General features: G+C 39.4%; 12 protein-coding genes. 3 read left to right on the top strand and 9 right to left on the bottom strand.

Translation table 11 applies throughout. The annotated features are described in order from the left end of the window. Positions 1–17: 17 nt before the first annotated feature. The 5 genes from Q0093_RS06015 to Q0093_RS05995 form a co-directional block, all read right to left on the bottom strand. On the bottom strand, positions 18–746 hold the full coding sequence (locus tag Q0093_RS06015) for a DUF6250 domain-containing protein (protein WP_297928972.1): 729 nt from the start codon (positions 744–746) through the stop codon (positions 18–20). Between the two features lie 12 nt (positions 747–758). Then, positions 759–1,952 (bottom strand): threonine ammonia-lyase, encoded by a 1,194-nt coding sequence (ilvA, locus tag Q0093_RS06010; RefSeq protein WP_297928971.1) that lies wholly within the window; start codon positions 1,950–1,952, stop codon positions 759–761. 348 nt (positions 1,953–2,300) lie between these two features. Then, positions 2,301–3,473 (bottom strand): mannonate dehydratase, encoded by a 1,173-nt coding sequence (uxuA, locus tag Q0093_RS06005; protein ID WP_297928970.1) that lies wholly within the window; start codon positions 3,471–3,473, stop codon positions 2,301–2,303. Between the two features lie 35 nt (positions 3,474–3,508). Further along, complete coding sequence (locus Q0093_RS06000; protein ID WP_294179038.1) at positions 3,509–4,321, bottom strand: SDR family oxidoreductase; 813 nt, start codon at positions 4,319–4,321, stop codon at positions 3,509–3,511. A gap of 18 nt (positions 4,322–4,339) precedes the next feature. Continuing rightward, complete coding sequence (locus tag Q0093_RS05995; RefSeq protein ID WP_297928968.1) at positions 4,340–5,410, bottom strand: substrate-binding domain-containing protein; 1,071 nt, start codon at positions 5,408–5,410, stop codon at positions 4,340–4,342. A gap of 245 nt (positions 5,411–5,655) precedes the next feature. Between Q0093_RS05995 and Q0093_RS05990 the strand changes: the two genes are divergently transcribed. Then, a complete protein-coding gene (locus Q0093_RS05990) occupies positions 5,656–6,312 on the top strand; it encodes an HAD family hydrolase (protein ID WP_297928966.1) in 657 nt (218 codons plus the stop codon). A 1,148-nt stretch (positions 6,313–7,460) separates the two neighbouring features. Here Q0093_RS05990 and Q0093_RS05985 read toward each other — a convergent pair. The 4 genes from Q0093_RS05985 to Q0093_RS05970 all read right to left on the bottom strand — a co-directional run bounded on the left by Q0093_RS05985 (position 7,461) and on the right by Q0093_RS05970 (position 14,350). After that, a complete protein-coding gene (locus Q0093_RS05985) occupies positions 7,461–9,275 on the bottom strand; it encodes a DNA/RNA non-specific endonuclease (RefSeq protein WP_297928964.1) in 1,815 nt (604 codons plus the stop codon). 358 nt (positions 9,276–9,633) lie between these two features. After that, a complete protein-coding gene (locus Q0093_RS05980) occupies positions 9,634–10,587 on the bottom strand; it encodes an AraC family transcriptional regulator (RefSeq protein WP_297928963.1) in 954 nt (317 codons plus the stop codon). A gap of 616 nt (positions 10,588–11,203) precedes the next feature. Further along, a complete protein-coding gene (locus tag Q0093_RS05975; protein WP_294179049.1) occupies positions 11,204–12,514 on the bottom strand; it encodes an NAD(P)-dependent oxidoreductase in 1,311 nt (436 codons plus the stop codon). Positions 12,515–12,892: 378 nt separating this feature from the next. Then, a complete protein-coding gene (locus Q0093_RS05970) occupies positions 12,893–14,350 on the bottom strand; it encodes a hypothetical protein (protein WP_297928962.1) in 1,458 nt (485 codons plus the stop codon). A 441-nt stretch (positions 14,351–14,791) separates the two neighbouring features. On the opposite strand from Q0093_RS05970, the gene Q0093_RS05965 reads away from it, so the two are divergent. Together Q0093_RS05965 and nifJ are read left to right on the top strand one after the other, a co-directional pair. After that, positions 14,792–15,970 (top strand): AAA family ATPase, encoded by a 1,179-nt coding sequence (locus Q0093_RS05965; RefSeq protein ID WP_294179053.1) that lies wholly within the window; start codon positions 14,792–14,794, stop codon positions 15,968–15,970. 52 nt (positions 15,971–16,022) lie between these two features. Then, on the top strand, positions 16,023–19,571 hold the full coding sequence (gene nifJ, locus Q0093_RS05960; RefSeq protein WP_297928960.1) for a pyruvate:ferredoxin (flavodoxin) oxidoreductase: 3,549 nt from the start codon (positions 16,023–16,025) through the stop codon (positions 19,569–19,571). Positions 19,572–19,598 lie beyond the last annotated feature (27 nt).

Genomic DNA, 19,598 nt, shown 5'->3' with positions numbered 1-19,598 from the left:
TCTTGAATTAAAAAAATTCAAAGTTTCTCTACGCTGAATGCCGTTATTTGTGCCCGGTTTTCTAATAACCGTATTCCGAAATACCCTTTTTTATACGCTTCTTTATCTTCCAGTCGGAAAAGCTCTTCACCATTTACCGAAAATCGTGAGACTCCGTTTTGTACCGTAATAACGATATTATACCAGTTGTTCGGTTTCAATAAGTGCTTTTCGTCTGTATATTCTTGTAACAACGGTTTTACACGGCTATCGTCTTCTGTACCATAGAATTTCCCGTGATATTTCCGGAAACGGGTAGTCGTGTTGTCATTTCCTCCGTATCCTACATAGTATAAATTCAGAGAGTTATAATTTTTGAATATACCGTGTCGTTCTTCCGATCGGAAGAAAAGCGAATCGGGGTGCAAAGGATCGGATGCAGCCCAAAAACAATTCATGTCTGCAAGTCGGTCGCTTTTTCGTCCGTCCATGCGCAGAGATATGGAGTAAGATATTTCGTAGTTACCCGAAAGTTCCCGATTATACCACATAGTAAGACCTTTAGGAGAAACGATCTCCAATGTATCGTGCAGAAATGTAAAGCTTGCCGAATCCGATTCATCTTCGATAACCCAGTCGGAAAGAGGAAATTTTTCATATCTTTTTTCATTCTCGTTGTTATCTGTGTTTTGTTTTTTCGGTTGACAAGCCGGCAAAATCAACAAACATAGAAAAAAAGATAGACATGTAACAAATCTGTGTTCCATATACTTGCGCGTTTAAGAAATAACATGATAACCTTCTCGAATCAGTTCTTGCCGGATTTTTTCGATGTGTTCATGATTACGGGTTTCCATAACGACTTGCAGATAGCAACCCGTTATGTCTTTACTACCCGCCCGTTCGTGATGGACGGAAATGACATTAGCTCCCATTCTGGCAATAATTCCGGTTACGCCGACCAATTGACCGGGACGGTCTGCCAGTTCTACCGTAAGCGTATAAGACCTTCCGGTTTTGAGAAGCCCTCGGTTGATGACACGGGAAAGAATCGTTACGTCGATGTTCCCGCCGGATACAAGGCAAATTACCTTTTTCCCTTTGATCGGAACTTTATTGAACATGGCGGCTGCCACCGATACAGCACCAGCTCCTTCGGCTATCAGCTTCTGCTGTTCGATAAGCGTCAATATTGCCGTGGAGATTTCATCGTCGGTTACGGCAACGATTCCGTCAACATATTTATTGCAGATGTCATAGGTATGAATACCCGGTTCTTTTACGGCGATACCGTCGGCGATCGTCGATACGGAATTAAGACGTTCTATTTTCCGGTTGGTTATAGAATTGAGCATACTGGGAGCTCCGCTTGCCTGTACTCCGTAAACCTTAACATCAGGTTTCAGCGATTTTATGGCAAAAGCGATACCGGAGATTAAACCACCGCCACCTACCGGAACGATTACGACATCTACGTCGGGGAGCTCTTCTAATAATTCGAGTCCGATGGTTCCCTGTCCGGCGATAACGTTCTCGTCATCGAACGGATGAACGAATGTATAACCTTTTTCCTCTTTCAGTTGTAATGCTTTTTGATAAGCATCGTCATAAACTCCTTCGACGAGGCACACTTCAGCTCCATATTTTTTTGTAGCTTCTACTTTTGAAATAGGAGCTCCTGCCGGAAGACATATCAAAGACTTTATGCCGTTTTTGGTAGCTCCCAAAGCTACGCCTTGTGCATGATTTCCGGCAGAGCAGGCGATAACGCCATGAGCTTTTTCTTCATCGGTGAGTTGGGATATTTTGTAATAAGCACCTCTTACTTTAAAAGAACCGGTCAGTTGCAGATTCTCCGGTTTCAGAAATATTTGACTTTCCGGATTTATTTGTGGTGCATATATCAAATCTGTATGGCGAATAACTTCTTTCAGTACATAAGAAGCCTGATAGATTTTATCTAATGTAAGCATAGCGGTTCGGTTATTTTTATGGTACAATATTACGAAAACTATTCGATAAAGAGTATTAGAGCATGTTTAAATTTTCCGATGCAAGAAATATTCTCAAGTCGTCTTTGTATTTTCTTTCGCTCTGTTTTCCCGTTTTCGTTCGTCAGATAGCTCGCTATCATCCTCGTAAAAACAGAAAAATATATTTGGAAGAAATTTTCAAAACTGACTCGAGTAAAATTTAAACAGGCTCTTAATTCTCTTTTTAGGGAGGAAAAATTAAACAGATCGTGAATACTCTAAAAAGAAAACCGCCCTTTATTTCCGAAAGTTGAAGATAAAGGGCGATTATGTATAAAAGGTGAAACTTTATTTAAACAAAGATTTTGCGATACCGATTTCCAATCCCCGTAATTCTGCTAAACCACGCATACGACCCAGGCAAGAATATCCGGGATTGGTTTTTTTATGGAGATCATCGATCATCTGGTGTCCGTGGTCGGGACGCATAGGTATGGAAACGCCTCTACGTTGTTGCAACAGCAAGAAGTTTTTCATAACGTTATACATATCTACATTTCCTTCGAGGTGATTCGCTTCATAAAAATTCCCTTCTTCATCTCGTTGTGTACTTCTCAAATGGACGAAATTGATACGATCTCCGAAACGTTCCATCATTCCGGCAAGGTCGTTATCTCCCCGTACACCGAATGAACCGGTACACAAGCAAAGTCCATTCGATTCATTCGGAACGGCTTCAATCAGTTTTTTAAAATCTTCTTCAGTACTCAGGATTCTCGGTAACCCCAGAATCGGATAGGGGGGATCATCCGGATGAATGACTAATTTTACACCGACTTCATCGGCTACAGGAGTAATTTCTTTTAAGAAATAGATCAGATTGGCACGTAGTTTTTCTGCATCGATATCTTTATATCGGTCGAGAGCTTCCTGAAATTGTTCTACGGTAAAACTCTCTTCCGATCCCGGAAGTCCGGCGATCATGTTGCGTACCAGCAATTGTTTGTCGGCTTCACTCATTTGCTCATAACGGGCTTTTGCCTTGGCTTTTTCCTCATCGGAATACTCTTTTTCAGCACCCGGCCTTTTCAAGATAAAAAGGTCGAAGGTAAGGAAAGCTGCACGTTCGAACCGCAGGGCTTTCGAACCGTCGGGCATTGTATAGGCAAGGTCGGTACGAGTCCAATCGAGTACCGGCATGAAATTGTAAGTTACGATATATATGCCGCATTTGGCAAGATTCCGCAAGCTTTCTTTATAATTATCGATATATTTCTGAAAATCTCCGGTTTGAGTTTTGATGTGTTCATGTACCGGAACACTTTCTACCACCGACCATTTAAGTCCGGCATCTTCGATCATTTTTTTGCGTTTCATGATCTCTTCCACTGTCCATACCTCTCCGTTGGGAATCTGGTGCAGAGCATTTACGATTCCGGTAGCTCCGGCTTGTTTTATATCTTGCAGGCTGACAGGGTCATTCGGACCATACCAGCGCCATGTCTGTTCACATAAAATCATATTTGTAATTTTTATCAGAAAATTTAAATGGGTACTTAAATCGAAAAAGCGTCGAATCCTCCGTCAACAATAGCCACCGTTCCGCTTACGAATTTTGAAGCGTCGCTGATCAGGTATTGGATAGTTCCGACAAGTTCCTCAGGTTCGCCGAAGCGTCCGAACGGTGTATGGGCAAGAATAACACGGGAACGGTCTGTCAGCGACCCGTCGGGATTAGTTAATAAAGTACGATTTTGTTCAGTCAGGAAAAATCCCGGAGCAATGGCATTAACACGTAATCCCGGTCCGAATTTTAGAGCCAACTCACCGGCCATATATTTTGTAAAGTTCGAGATTGCGGCTTTTGCTGCGCCATAACCTACGACACGAGTTAGTGGACGTAGAGCCGACTCGGAACTGAAATTTACGATAGCCCCTTCTTTCTGTTTCGCCATCTCTTCTGCAAATACCATTGTAGGCAATACCGTACCGAAAAGATTTAGATCGACGACTTTTCTAAAAGCTTCTACATCAAGATCGAAAATCGTCTTTTCGGGAGGAATCGTAGCGCCCGCCATGTTACCTCCTGCTGCGTTAAGCAATACGTCTATACGACCGTATTTGGCGATAATATCTTTCTTATTTTGCAATAGAACATCTTTGTTCAGTACATCGGTATATAAAAATATAGCTTCGTTTCCTGCAGATTTAATGTTATTTACCAGTTCGTTTCCTGCTTCTTCATTACGGTCGAGGATAACCATTTTTGCTCCTTCTCCGGCAAGATATGAAGATATCGTACGGCCGAGAATACCGGCAGCTCCGGTCATTACCACTACTTTGTCTTTAACACTGAATAGATTTGCCATAATTGTAATATTAAATTTTTAAAGATTATTATTTTGATAGTAACCGATATTTTCTTTAATGAGAATATCTATCGGCATAAAGTTGATTCGAGGAATTTTTTTGCCGTATGTCAAAAAGTTACCTAACGCTTTTATCCCGTTGTAGCCTTGTATCTCAGGACGTTGGGCGATAAGCCATGTAATTGTCCCTTCCGAAAGATGCCGTATATTTCTTTCAATAAGGTCATATCCCACCAGCTTTATCTCCTTTTTGCCCTTCTTCTCTAAGTAATCGGCCAATACACAACATACCGAATTAAATACGACAGCTCCTTTTATGCCGGGATTAGCTTTGAATATTTTATTTAAGACTTTTTCGTTATATTCAGGTTCTTCGATATGCAGTTCGCAAAAGAAAACATGACCGGTAAATCCTGTTTTATGGAGATATTCCATAAAACCTTTTTCTCTATTTTTTACCTGAGTGGAACTGTTGTTTCGTTCTCGGACTATTTTCCCGATAAGAATATCGCTTCCTTGTGCTATTTTTCCGGTAAGCAGTTTTGCGGCAATATAGCCTCCGTCATAAGAATTAGTTCCGAAATATGCCAGTTGATTGTTTTCTGGAATATTGGAATCGATATACACGTATGGGATCTGTTTCTCATCGAGACAAGCCGAAAGTTCGGTTACCGAATCCGAAAACAATGTTCCGATCAACACTCCGTTAAATTCATTTGAAAGAACCGTTTTACAAGCTTGTTCAAATGAAGATTGGTCATATTGGTCAAAAAATATTTTTTCGACGACGACATTATAATCGTTCAGTTCACCTGCAGCTTTGTCTATTCCTTCTGCAGCTTTTTCCCAATACTCTCCCGGTCGAAAAGCCGGAATCAAAGCAGCGATATTGAATTGTTTTTTCAAAGCCAGCGACCGAGCCATGAGATTAGGGCGATATTCGACCTCTCGTAGTACTTGGTTTACTTTTTCCTGAGCCGCTTTAGATACTTTTCCTCTGTTGTGCAGAATCCTGTCGACTGTTCCGACTGATACTCCTGCCATACGGGCAATATCTGAAATGCGAACATTTTTTGTTTTATCGGTCATGAGCAATTTTATGTTGTGTGTGCGTACACAGTTGTGATTTGCAAATGTAGCGAAAAATATCGGGTATTTATAATATTTTTTATTGTGTGTGCGTACACATTAATAGCTTTCTAATATTAATATGTTGATTATTAATGTTTTATTTGTATAGATATATGAATTGACTATGCTGTAAAACATAAAAAGAAGCGGTTTGTATAGTAAATCTATTTTTTTTACTTTCGTTCCATAAAAAACAGAAGAAGATGATAAAGCTGGTAATATTTGATCTGGATGGTACTTTGTTGAATACGATTCGTGATTTGGCGGGGAGTACCAATTATGCATTAAGGCAATGTGGTTTTCCTGAACACGAAACGGATGCTTATAATTATTTTGTCGGAAACGGGATAAATAAACTTTTTGAACGAGCACTTCCGGAAGGCGAACGTACATCGGAAAATATAGGACGGATGAGAGCTTTCTTTTTAGAACATTATACTCAAAATAATACGTGTTTGACAGTTCCTTATCCGGGTATCCCCGAATTGTTGAGAGAATTGGATCATAAAGGAATGGCTTTGGCTGTTGCTTCTAATAAGTATCAGGAAGGAACAGAAAAGCTGGTACATCATTATTTTAAAGACATCGTTTTTTCTGCTGTATTCGGTCAGCGTGAGGGAATTCCGGTAAAACCAGATCCGACCATCGTGAAGGAGATACTTCGAGTAAGCGGTGTATCGGAAAGAGAGACGTTATATGTCGGAGATTCGGGGGTAGATATGCAAACGGCTGCAGCGGCGACAGTTATTTCCGTAGGTGTGACATGGGGATTTCGCTCTCGTGAAGAATTGATAGAAAACGGAGCTTGTCATATTGTGGATTCTCCTGCTGAAATATTAAGATTGATAGGTTGTCTTTGATTTTTTGTTGTTGCGATGTTGCTTTGAAATATAAAAACAACAGCCTTTCCTCACGGAATGGCTGTCGAGTAACCAAAATATATAGAATAGTTTAATCAAAAAATCATTCTGTACAGGTAGTATATGCTTTTTTGATCGTTACAAAAATAAAATAGAAAAATTGTTGTGCAAAAAAAAATCGATAAAATCCGAATTGTTATCGCTGAATCGTGAAAAATATCGGTTAAAAATCATCTTTTGCTATATTTTTATTATATATAAATGGTTATTTGTTTCGATTTAGAGCCTGCTTAAATTTTTTACTTGAGAATTAAAATAGGGTCTAAATTTTGTTACATAGAATTTGAAAGTCTAAGAGCCTGTCTAAATTTTCCAACAAAAAAATATTATCAGGTCATTTTTGCGCTTTCTTCCGGTCTGTTTTCCCGTTTTCCCTCGTCAAATAGCCCGCTATCCTCCTCCTGAAAACAGGAAAATATCTTCGAAAGAAACTCTCAAAACTGACCCGAGCAAAATTTAGACAGGATCTAAACGGATTCATAGCGAATGATTTAAAGTTTAAATAAAGTTAATACAAAATATTTTGTTTGGCAATTAATATGTTGTATAACATATTTTCTTTATATTTGCACAGTGTTTTTCATAGTATTAGATTTAAGGTTAACGAAGATTGGTTGTCGGGAGACAACCATTTTTTTTATGTCACTTTTTGCATTTTATTGAAGTGCAGGTTTTATTTTTCTTTTAGAAACTGCTGCTTCATGCTGAACGATTGTCTGTTCTTGTCTTTTTCAAATAGAGAAAATTTGATAATAAAGGTTATATGTTTTTTATAAAATTCGATATAGCATCGAGAAGATGTTATTATCCGGACAATGGATATGCTTTTTGGGGGAGATAATATTTTTTTTGTTGGAAAATTTAGACAGGCTTTTAGGGTTCTTGTTGATCGATATATAAAGAAGGCCTGCCCGACGAATCCGAAATGTCGGGCAGGCCTTTTCATTGATAGAGTTTTGGAGCTTGTCGTCTCAATTTTGCTCAGTTATGTTTCGCGAGCTATTGACGAATAGAAACAATGAAACAAGTCGGAAGAAAACGTAAAAAAACTGATAATATTTTCTTTGTTAGAAAATTCGATTTAGCCTTTAATTTAGTCCCGGCCAGTCATTGATATTCACTCGATCTTTAACTTCGGTAGGTACTGTCGGGAAAAACTCGAATTCACCGCCGATCATTTGTTCTATTTCGGATACTGAGTATATATAGTTACTCAATGGAGGAGTCGTGTTCGGGTTTTCGTTATTAAGATTTTGCGGAAACCAGAAACCTATAGCCATTACTTCTTCTGATGAACATTCGGCAATCGACTTGCCTGAACTCCCGCTTTTAGTACGAAGTATTACTTTATATCGAGCTGTAGGAATTATGCACTCTTTGGATAAAGCCGATTGATTGCCCCAATTACTCGCATCGTATGTTTTGTAACTATTGTCTGCATAATAGCATCCTGTGACAACGTATGTCGTATCGGAGCATTCCCATGTATCGGATAACAATTCTTCGACTTTGCTCCAATGCTCTTCGTAAAGATACGCTTCGGGGGCAATATTGGTAGGATAAAAAGTTTGTATGTTCATTTCACTTTCAGCTCCTCCCCGGTCGGCCGAGCGCAACAGGTGTCCTTTGGTAAAATTCCTGTTATTATAAGGTGTCCAATAATAATACGAATCAGTCGGTTCATTGCCATTCGCTGTCCAAGGCCAGTTACTCCAGTCGCTCGGATAGATAATAGATTGCTCACTTGCCGAGAATTTCGGGTCGGGACGCCAAGGATCTGGATTTGTACGTCCGAACCCTTTTTCATGATAACATTGGTGTACAGGATAAGCGACCCACATGGGATTGTGTCGATATGTGTCGTAACATGCCGTATAGTTGCGCACATGCTTTTGGCTTGTCAATGTTTCTGCGAAATGTGTAACGTATTTATAATTGTCATTTGCCTTAATGGTTTTAGGTGTTTCTGCACATAGGTAATTGATCCCGGAAAAATCGAATATTTGTTCTGTCGGCTGATTACTTGTCACCAGCTTGATATCATCCATCCTGATATTGTACTCATCGGCTACAAACATAATGGATAATGTTTTGGGAACTGTATTCTGTATGCTGAACAAAGCCGTTGCCAGAGCCCACGAGTTTGTTGCAGATCGATTGTAGGTGAGAGGTTTCATCGAACTTCCGTCACCGCTGATATATACTTTGATATTGGAAGATGTATCGAAATCTCCTTCGAATTTGCAACAACCGAACGAAAGTTGGAAGGTTGTTTGTCCGGGTTGAAGCTCTATATTATTGACCGTAACATAAGCATCCTTTCCTCCGAAATAGAATGCGTTTTTACGAGATGCTCCTGTATATCCTGAAGATTGAAAATTGTTTCGAACAGAGACTGTTCGTCCGGTGTATTCGATATTTCCGGCACCCGTTCCCGTTGCATTTATATAACCGTCCCATTGATCGATAAAGGGGTTTCCGCTTCCGCTCCAAGTTGCTTTGTCGAGATTGTCATAATAAACGGTTTCGCTGGTGAAATCTTGTAGTTTTCGAGTTACGGCAACGCTTTTCGAGATTGTTTTATCCGTCTCGTTTCTTTTTACGGTGGAGATCGTAAGCATGTAAGTCTCTCCGGCGGGAATATCCGTTACTGTGACTTTGCTTTCTCCGGGATCGCCTTCGGTTTTATTTATTTTCAAGGCATTGTTACTGACATCTATATTCCATGAAACATTGGAAATAATCGTAATTTGATTATTTGACGGATTGTTTTCGTCGAAATTCAGACTTTCGGGAGAAACGGACAATGTCGCTTCTTCGAGCTCTTCTATTGTTTCGTCTTTTTCACATCCGGTAAAATAAATGGATAGAAAGATAAGCAGTAGGTAACTATACTTCTTCATGCGATAATTTAGGTATGGGTTATTATTAATGAATTTATAAACAGTATTTCGGATTTGAGTGCCGGTCGCAATATTTGTACATACATTTTTTACGGTTATTTTCGAGGGTGTTTTTCTGTTCCGATAAAGAGCATGGCGCAGACTATGGGACATGCGGGAACAGGAAAACAGAACGAAAAAATAAAAAGGTCTGAATAAATATTTTTATCGGAAAATTTAGACAGGCTTTAAAGTCTGACAAATATGGGAATAGCTCTAAGTGTACAGAAAATCAATCAGTAAAAAGAATATTCAATAAATAAATTATCGTGTCATTAAAACAAAAAAAGAAGTCATTTTGTAAAAACGGAATAAAATGTTATTTCGTTTGGTATTTTTTCAGATATCGGGCTGGAGTTTCTCCGATACTTTTAATAAAAGCGCGGTTGAATGTAGATAGAGAATTGAACCCGCTTAATTCGGCTATTTCCGCTAAAGTTTTGCGTTCATTCGATGAGAGTAGGGAGCAGGCTTCTTTTATTCTGAATCCGTTTACATACTCATAGAAAGTCGTGCCGAGATCGTTGTTTAAGTATTCCGACAAATAGGTACGGTTTGTTCCTATTGCTGTAGCCACTTCGGTGAGAGTCAGTTTAGGATTCAGGAACATTCGTTCATTTTCCATATATTCTCTCAATCTTTTGCAAAAGGGAAAATTAGGTATCTCATGATACCCATTCTTTTCCGTTTTCGGCATAAATAATCCGGATGTGTTCGGCATCTCAATAACCGAATGTTTTTGAGATAATCGATAAATATAAGTCCAAACGATAATAGATATTGCATAATAAGCAGCATCGCTCAGCCAATTTTCTTTCCAAAGGAGAATAGTCCAAAGAACAAGGCATATATATAATGCCGTTATTGCTTTGCGTACCCATGAAATACTCAGGTTTTCGATATCCGAGAAATTGTTTTTTATATAATTATCGCGACGAGAGCTTGCCATGAAAACGATAACGGTAATAACTGTTCCGAAAACGAGGGCATATAGCATCGCGGTTTTAAAAATAACAGCCGATGGGTATATGATATATGCGATTATAAGAAGTACCGACGGCATAGACATTCCTATGATCCTGCGTAATGTAACCCATCCGGGAGAGATAACTTCAAAGAAGAAAAGAGCCATTAACGGAACATATAACATGTCGGTACTCATTGTTATGCTTGTAATATATGGGTTGTACCATACACCCTTTATCAAAAATCCCATATCCTTGAATTCAAGAAAAGCAAGAAAGATCATGCTATAAAAAAGTAACCTCATCATATTGCTACGACATCTTAAAGGATATAGCTGAATACTTGCAAGTATAAAAAACATAAATGCAGCGCCATGTACAAAATGCGCTAAATTCTCGGAAAAATGGTTCATCATTTATATCTTTAATAATAAGAGCCGGTTTAAATTTTCCGATAAGGATGCATATCCGTACTTTTGGGGTCTTTTTTTGATTTGCTTTTCCTGTTTCTGTACGTTATGTAGTGCGCTATATTCCTTATCGAAACAAAAATTTCCTCGAAAACAATTTTTCAAAAAAACGTCCGTACAAAATTTGAACAAGCTCTGAACTTTGTTTACAAAGATATAAGAATTGTAAAATTTATGCAACACTTGCAATTTTATGATCGTTGCATATATTAATATTATAATCGTTTTATTACTAATGTATTATAATTAAGAGCCTATTTAAATCTTGTTTAGTCGGTTTAAGGTTTTCTTTTGAGGCTGTTTTCTGTTTTTATAAGGATGATAGCGGGCTATCGGATAAAAAAACGGAAAAAAGCACAAAGATGACCTGATGATGTTTTTTGTTGGAAAATTTAAATGGGCTCTTAGTTATGAATGAATGTAATATGACCGTATTTTTGACTATTATAAATAATTATTCTTCTAAAAGTTTTTTAGCATCTACAAATTGAGCGATGCCTTTGGCAACCTGTTTCGCCTCTTTCATTGCCAGAACGACAGTTTGTGGAGTATGTACGACATCACCGCCTGCAAATACTCCTTTTCGGGTGGTCATTCCATAAGGACGTTCTTTAGTAATAACGTATCCTGTATCGTCGACCTCTATACCGGAAGTCGTGGAAACGATCCTATTTGCCGGACGAGATCCTATTGCCAATAAGATACGGTCTATCGGCATAAACTTTTCACTTTCCGGTGTTTTAATCTTGATCTTTTCCAATTTACCGTTAGAACCGATAAATTCGGTAACTGTCGTTTCCCATAAAAATTCGACACCCTCTTCGACAGCCTCGTTATATTCTGTTTGCAATGCACTCATCTGGTCTATTGTTCTTCTGAACAATACATATACTTTTCCGGCGCCCATACGCAACGCTGTTCGGGCAGCATCCATAGCTACGTTTCCCCCTCCGATGACACCGACTATATCACCTTGTTTTACGGGAACTTCTTCCCTTCCTATGCTTCCGGTGTTGCATAAACTCGCCATGCGGAGAAAATATGAAGACTGTGTGACTCCCCTTAATGTAGATCCCGGCGTATCGAGAGATTTGGGCAATGCTGTTCCCGAACCGATAAACACGGCATCAAAGCCTTGTTCAAACATGTCATCTACCGTAATTGTTTGTCCTACCATACATTGCGTAATAAACGTTACTCCTAAAGCCTCGATTTTTTTTACTTCCTTACGCACAACATCTTTAGGTAGCCGATATTCCGGGATTCCGTACATTAGTACTCCTCCCGCTTCTTGTTCTCCTTCAAAAATCATGACATTGAATCCTTCTCTTGCCAAATCTCCTGCTACGGTCAGACCGGCCGGTCCTGATCCGATAACGGCAACTTTTCCTCTCGTTTTTTGGGGTATTTTGTCTCGTATTAAACCCATATTTCCGTCGAAGTCTGCCGCAAACCGCTCTAACTTTCCTACTTGTATCGGACGCTTTTTGGCATTCAAAACACAATGGCCGACACATTGTTTTTCGTGTGGACATACTCGCCCGCATATTGCCGGAAGATTACTTTTTTCATTGATGATGTGCATCGCTGCACCGATGTTTCCCATAGATAACTGATGAATAAATCCCGGTATGTTGTTTTCGATAGGACAACCTTTAATACATAAGGGGTTTTTGCAATTAAGGCATCGTTTAGCTTCTTCTATGGCTTCTTTTATGGTAAAACCTTCGTCTAATTCTCCGAATTTGAGATCTTTTGTTTCCATTTAAATAAATATTGTAATCTTGACTTTGCAAAAATAGTATATAATTGTAATATATACATTGCAAAATTATTTTTTAACAATTTATTTGAATAGCTTCTTTAAAAGTGTTTTTCAGTTCCGATAAAAAATATAGCGAACTGTATGATGTGTTGGTATAGAAAGACAGATCAAAAAGAAGCCCAAAAAATCAGAGCGAATGTTCTTATAGTATTTTTTATTGGAAAATTTAAACAGGTTCTCGATAGCAGATTCTGTCGTATTGAAGTTTTCCCTTTTAAGAAAGAGATATTAGATTCTTGATAGTTATAAAAGTTGAGAAGTATTTATAATAGAAAAGGCGTCATTTGACGCCTTTTCTATTATAAATAAACACAAAATTTATTTTACTATTACCATTGTCGCTTTAGTTCCGGTGCGGATAATATAAGTGTTCGGTTCTAACCGGAACATACTGTTTCCGGATACCTCTTTTTGAGCGACTTTACCTCCATTTAAAAGATAAATCTCGACAATACCTGTATAACCTTGAACAAATACATTTCCGTTTGTACTATATACTTTCATATTTTCGGTTGTTCCGTTATTTTCGATTCCCTGTTCATAATCGAAAGTGAGCGTATATACATGTTTATTTTCGGGATCGGTTGCAATATTGCTGCCCGATACGGTAATCGTAACTACTTTTTTGTTGATTTCTATATCTACAGTAGCGCCTTTTCCGTCAGCTTCTGCAATAATTTGATCTTTTGCAGGAACTTCTCCGCTGACGGTGTAATCATATTTGTCTTTGGAGAATCCTTCTAATGCTATGCCGTTAATACTTAACGAAGATAATTGAGAGCGAGTATCTTGATAAGTCAGCGTATACGTATGAGTATTATCATTGTTTTCGCTGTAATCGTTTCCCTTTACAACGATTGTAACGACATTTTCGTTAATCGTAGTTTCTATCGATGCCCCTTTACCGTCCGATACGGCTTCTATTTGGTCTTCGGTAGGAACGACTCCGTCACCTGTTATCGTATAATTATAGGTATCTTTATCGAATCCGTCAACCGCTATACCTCCGATTTTCAACGATTCCAATTTTGAGTTATAGATAAATTCGATGTCATCGATATATACAACATCATTTTTATTTCCTCCACCCGGAGTTTTATTTGTAGTGAAAGTTAATAATAAAAATGAGGGTGTAGCATCTTGAGTATATTCAAAATTAACGGTCTTTTGTACCCATTGTTCATTGGTCGTTGTGTAGTTCAATTCTGCAGATCCGATTTTGTGGCTGAGAATAGTCTCGTCCTTTGTCGGATCTTGATAGCGAAAATTGTCATGCAATATTGCTGCCATCCGTGCTTCTTCGGTCGAGCTTGCCATTTTCGACTTTACCCAAAATGAGATAGCATCGGGGCGACCGGTGAATTTTTGTTGATATTCCTCATCATTAGGGTCGGTAAAATTGTAGTTTCCGGTTTCATCATCCGGAGTATAACTTCCGGCATTCATTCTTCCGGTGGTAAGTGTTCCGTTTCCTACTATAGAGCCTATGGGATTTGTTGCGGAGATTTTTGCGCAACTACCTGATCCTGTACGGGTGTCGGTACTTTGAGAAACAGAGGCTTTTGTCATGCTTTGATAATTTCCGGCAGCAGTTCCGAAAGAATGCCAGTATTGAGGAACGTTTTCTGTCGATTTGCCGAGAAAGCCTCCCCAAGTCGTTTCTTTCCATGTTCCCTCAAATCCGGGATTCGGCAATTGGTATTGCGCTTGAACATTTATACAACCTGCAATTATACACGCGATTGCAAGCATCATTTTTCGAGTAAACTTATTCATAATTAATATAATTAAATTTGACACAAAGATAGACCAATAAATACGGAGCATGGTTTTGAATACATTTTTTAACTGAATAAAATATTCGTAAACAGGTGATTTTGAATGGCCTCTATTATTGTATGAGTAGAGATAAATATCTGTCGTTATAGGAGTTTCGAAAAAACAATTCTGTTTTTACCGTGAAGAAGAAGATTCGTTTGAAATCACAAATTTTTTTAATATTCGAACCGGTAAATAAAACATTGAAACTCAACAAGATGAATAAAAGAACATTTGAAATTAAAAATAGACCAAAACAAACAAAATGTAATATTTTCTTCTCTTTTTCTTTTGGGAGGAGAGGAGAAAAACTTTCAGAAAAAATAGTACAAATTGTAATCTCTACTTTGCAAAAAATCAATTTTTCATTATCTTTGTCCCGTCTTACAGAACAATAGCGTGGAAGCATTCTTTAGAACACATAAATATCTGGTAGAGCATGTAAATTCTCCGGTAAAGAGAGAATTGATGCAAGAGATTGACTGGAGTCACCGGCTTATCGGTATTAAAGGTAGTCGGGGGGTAGGAAAAACTACGTTTTTGCTCCAATATGCTAAGGAAAATTTCGGTATCGATCGTTCATGCCTTTATATCAATCTGAACCACCTCTATTTTACGGAACGGACATTGGTCGATTTTGCCGACGAATTCAGGGTAAAAGGAGGCAAGACATTGTTGATCGATCAGGTATTCAAGTATCCCGGTTGGTCAGAGGAATTGAGGTATTGTTATGATCATTTTCCGGAGTTGAAGATCGTTTTTTCCGGTTCTTCTGTGATGCGATTAAAAGAAGAAAATCCTTTGCTTTCGGGTGTCGTGGATTCTTATAATCTGAGGGGATTCTCTTTTAGAGAATATTTAAATCTGATGGCAGGGACAGATTTCCCTTCGGTAAAATTGGATGAGTTGCTATGCAATCATACGGTTATTGCTTCGGAAATATGTAATAAGGTGAAACCTTTGGCTTATTTTCAAGATTATCTGCATCATGGTTTTTATCCTTTTTTTCTGGAAAAGCGCAATTTTTCGGAAAATTTGATTAAAACGATGAATATGATGATGGAGGTAGATATCCTTTTCATCAAACAGATAGAACTTACTTATTTGCCGAAAGTGCGTAAGCTTTTGTATCTGTTAGCGGTCAATGCTCCTTCTGCTCCGAATGTGAGTCAGTTGAGTAAGGAGATACAGACATCGAGGGCTACAGTCGTGAACTATATCAAATATCTGAAAGATGCCCGGCTTATCAATATGCTATATCCTGTAGATGAGGAATTCCCCAAGAAACCGGCAATGGTATATATGCACAATACGAATCTGATGTACCCGATTCGTCCGGCACAAGTAGAGGAGCAGGCGGTTCGGGAAACATTCTTTTATAATACTTTGCATAAGGATAACCGATTGAATAAAGGAGAAAAGAATACGCATTTCCTCGTTAATCAGAAATATAATTTTAAAATAGAGAGCGAAAATATACGAGGAAGAATAAATCCCGATATTTATTATACGATAGATCGTACCGAAATCGGCAGGGAGAATAAAATTCCACTGTGGTTGTTCGGATTTTTATATTAATTTCAGTAATATTGTAATTGCATTTTTAAATTCTCAAATATATATTTAGAATATGACCAAACAAAAGAAAATGTTGACCTGTGATGGTAATCAAGCTGCTGCGCATATCTCTTATATGTTCAGTGAAGTAGCTGCTATTTATCCTATCACACCCTCTTCAACCATGGCGGAATACGTGGATGAATGGGCTGCTGCCGGAAGAAAAAATATCTTCGGCGAAACCGTATTAGTTCAAGAAATGCAATCGGAGGCCGGTGCTGCCGGTGCTGTACACGGTTCTTTGCAGGCCGGAGCTTTGACAACGACCTATACTGCATCTCAGGGATTATTGTTGATGATCCCGAATATGTACAAAATTGCAGGGGAATTCCTTCCTTGTGTATTTCATGTTTCTGCTCGTACATTAGCATCTCATGCGCTTTGTATCTTCGGAGATCACCAAGATGTAATGTCGACCCGTCAGACCGGATTCGCTATGCTGGCAGAAGGATCTGTTCAAGAGGTTATGGATCTTGCCGGAGTCGCTCATTTGTCGACAATCAAAGCTCGTGTACCTTTCGTTAATTTCTTTGACGGATTCCGTACTTCTCATGAGATACAGAAAATAGAAATGTTGGAAAATGAAGATTTAGCTCCGCTAATCGATCAGGAAGCTCTTCAAGAATTCCGTAACCGTGCTTTGAACCCCGAAAATCCGGTGGCTCGCGGTATGGCGGAAAATCCGGATACTTTCTTCCAACACAGAGAATCATGTAATAATTATTACGAAGCTGTCCCGGCTATCGTTGAAGAGTACATGAATGAAATTTCGAAGATTACCGGGCGTAAATACGGTCTGTTCGATTATTACGGAGCAGAAGATGCCGACCGTGTGATTATTGCTATGGGATCTGTAACGGAAGCTGCCCGTGAAGCTATCGATTATTTGACAGCCAAAGGCGAAAAAGTGGGCTTGGTTTCGGTACACTTGTATCGTCCGTTCTCTGCAAAACATTTCTTGGCAGCTGTTCCTAAAACAGCAAAACGTATTGCCGTTCTGGATCGTACAAAAGAACCGGGCGCTACCGGAGAACCTTTATATCTGGATGTTAAAGATGTGTTCTACGGACAAGAAAATGCTCCTGAAATCGTAGGCGGACGCTATGGTTTGGGTTCTAAAGATACTACTCCGTCTCAGATACTGGCCGTATTTGAGAATCTTGCTTTGCCGATGCCGAAAAATAACTTTACTATCGGTATCGTTGATGATGTAACCTTTACATCTTTACCTCAAAAAGAAGAAATCGCCATGGGCGGCGAAGGTATGTTCGAAGCTAAGTTTTACGGATTGGGTGCTGACGGAACAGTCGGTGCTAACAAAAACTCCGTAAAAATTATCGGCGACAATACCGATAAGCATTGTCAGGCATACTTCTCTTATGACTCTAAGAAGTCGGGAGGTTTCACTTGTTCTCATCTTCGTTTCGGAGATACCCCCATTCGTTCTACCTATTTGGTAAATACTCCGAACTTTGTCGCTTGTCATGTGCAGGCCTATTTGCGCATGTATGATGTGACTCGCGGTCTTCGTGAGAACGGAACTTTCTTGTTGAATACGATTTGGAATGAGGAAGAATTGGCAAAGCATTTGCCGAATAAAGTGAAACGTTATTTCGCACAGAAAAACATAAGCGTTTATTATATCAATGCGACTCAGATAGCTCAGGAAATCGGTTTGGGTAATCGTACCAATACGATTCTGCAATCTGCATTCTTCCGTATTACCGGTGTAATTCCTGTCGATTTGGCTATCGAGCAGATGAAAAAGTTCATCGTAAAATCTTACGGTAAAAAAGGTGAAGATGTCGTAAACAAAAATTATGCTGCCGTTGACCGTGGCGGTGAATATAAACAACTTACTGTAGATCCTGCATGGGCGAATCTGCAGGATGATGAAGTGATTCCGAACAATGATCCGGCGTTCATCAACGAAGTTGTTCGTCCTATCAACGCACAAGACGGAGATCTGCTTCCTGTATCTGCATTTAAAGGTCTTGAAGACGGTACTTGGCATCAGGGGACTGCTAAATACGAGAAACGCGGTGTCGCAGCTTTTGTTCCGGTATGGACAGCTGAGAATTGTATCCAGTGTAACAAATGTGCTTATGTTTGTCCTCACGCTTCTATCCGTCCGTTCGTTCTTGATGCGGCAGAACAATCAGGTGCGAATTTCCCGATGCTTAAAGCGGTGGGAAAAGCTTTCGACGGCATGACATTCCGTATGCAGGTAGATGTTCTCGACTGTTTGGGTTGCGGTAACTGTGTTGACGTATGTCCGGGTAATAAGAATGGCAAGGCTTTGGCTATGACTGATTTAGAATCTCAATTGCCTCAAGCTGCCAACTGGGAATATTGCGTTAATAACGTGAAGAGCAAACAGCATCTAGTAGATATCAAAGCTAATGTGAAGAACTCGCAGTTCGCTACTCCTCTCTTCGAGTTCTCCGGTGCATGTTCAGGTTGCGGTGAAACTCCGTATGTGAAATTGATTTCTCAATTGTTCGGAGATCGTGAAATGGTTGCTAATGCAACAGGATGTTCTTCGATCTATTCAGGTTCTATTCCTTCGACTCCTTATACGACGAACGAAAAAGGTCACGGTCCGGCATGGGCGAACTCTTTGTTCGAGGATTTCTGTGAATTCGGTTTCGGTATGTATCTTGCCGTTGACAAAATGCGTGAACGTATCGTTAAGTTGATGAATCAGGCTATCGAAGGCGGTTGTCCCGAAGAAATGAAGACTTTGTTTACCGAATGGATCGCCGATAAGGAAAATACCGAACGTTCTATCGAGCTGGAAGCTAAAATCACACCGATGGTAAAAGCAGCAGCCGATAAGTGTGAGATTTGTAAGGAGATAGCTTCGTTGAGCAAATACCTTATCAAGAAATCCCAATGGATTATCGGTGGTGACGGTGCTTCTTATGATATCGGTTTCGGTGGTCTCGACCATGTTCTTGCATCCGGTAAGAATGTAAATATCCTCGTATTGGATACCGAAGTTTATTCGAATACGGGAGGTCAGGCTTCTAAAGCGACTCCGGTGGGAGCTATTGCTAAATTTGCCGCTGCCGGTAAACGTGTACGTAAGAAAGATCTCGGTCTGATCGCTTCTACTTACGGTTATGTATATTGCGCACAAATCGCTATGGGCGCTGATCAGGCTCAGACTCTGAAAGCTATTCGCGAAGCTGAAGCTTACGACGGACCTTCTATTATTATCGCTTATGCTCCGTGTATCAACCACGGCTTGAAGAAAGGTATGGGTAAAGCTCAGGCCGAAGAAGCTGCGGCTGTTGAATGCGGATACTGGCATTTGTGGCGTTATAATCCTATGCTCGAGGCAGAAGGTAAAAATCCGTTCACACTGGACAGCAAAGAACCGCAATGGGATAAATTCCAAGACTTCCTGAAAGGAGAAGTTCGTTACGCTTCTGTAATGAAACAATATCCGAGCGAAGCAGCCGAATTATTCCAAGCTGCTCAGGATAATGCAAAATGGAGATATAATAACTATAAACGTCTTGCAAAACAACAGTGGGGTGTTGAAGTAGAAGATTGATCTTCAGCTATGTTATATTAGAAAAAG

The organism is uncultured Coprobacter sp., from assembly GCF_947855755.1.
Classification (GTDB): Bacteria; Bacteroidota; Bacteroidia; order Bacteroidales; family Coprobacteraceae; genus Coprobacter.
The sequence above is the reverse complement of the archived record's forward strand: the minus strand, read 5'-3'. Positions and strand labels throughout refer to the sequence as shown.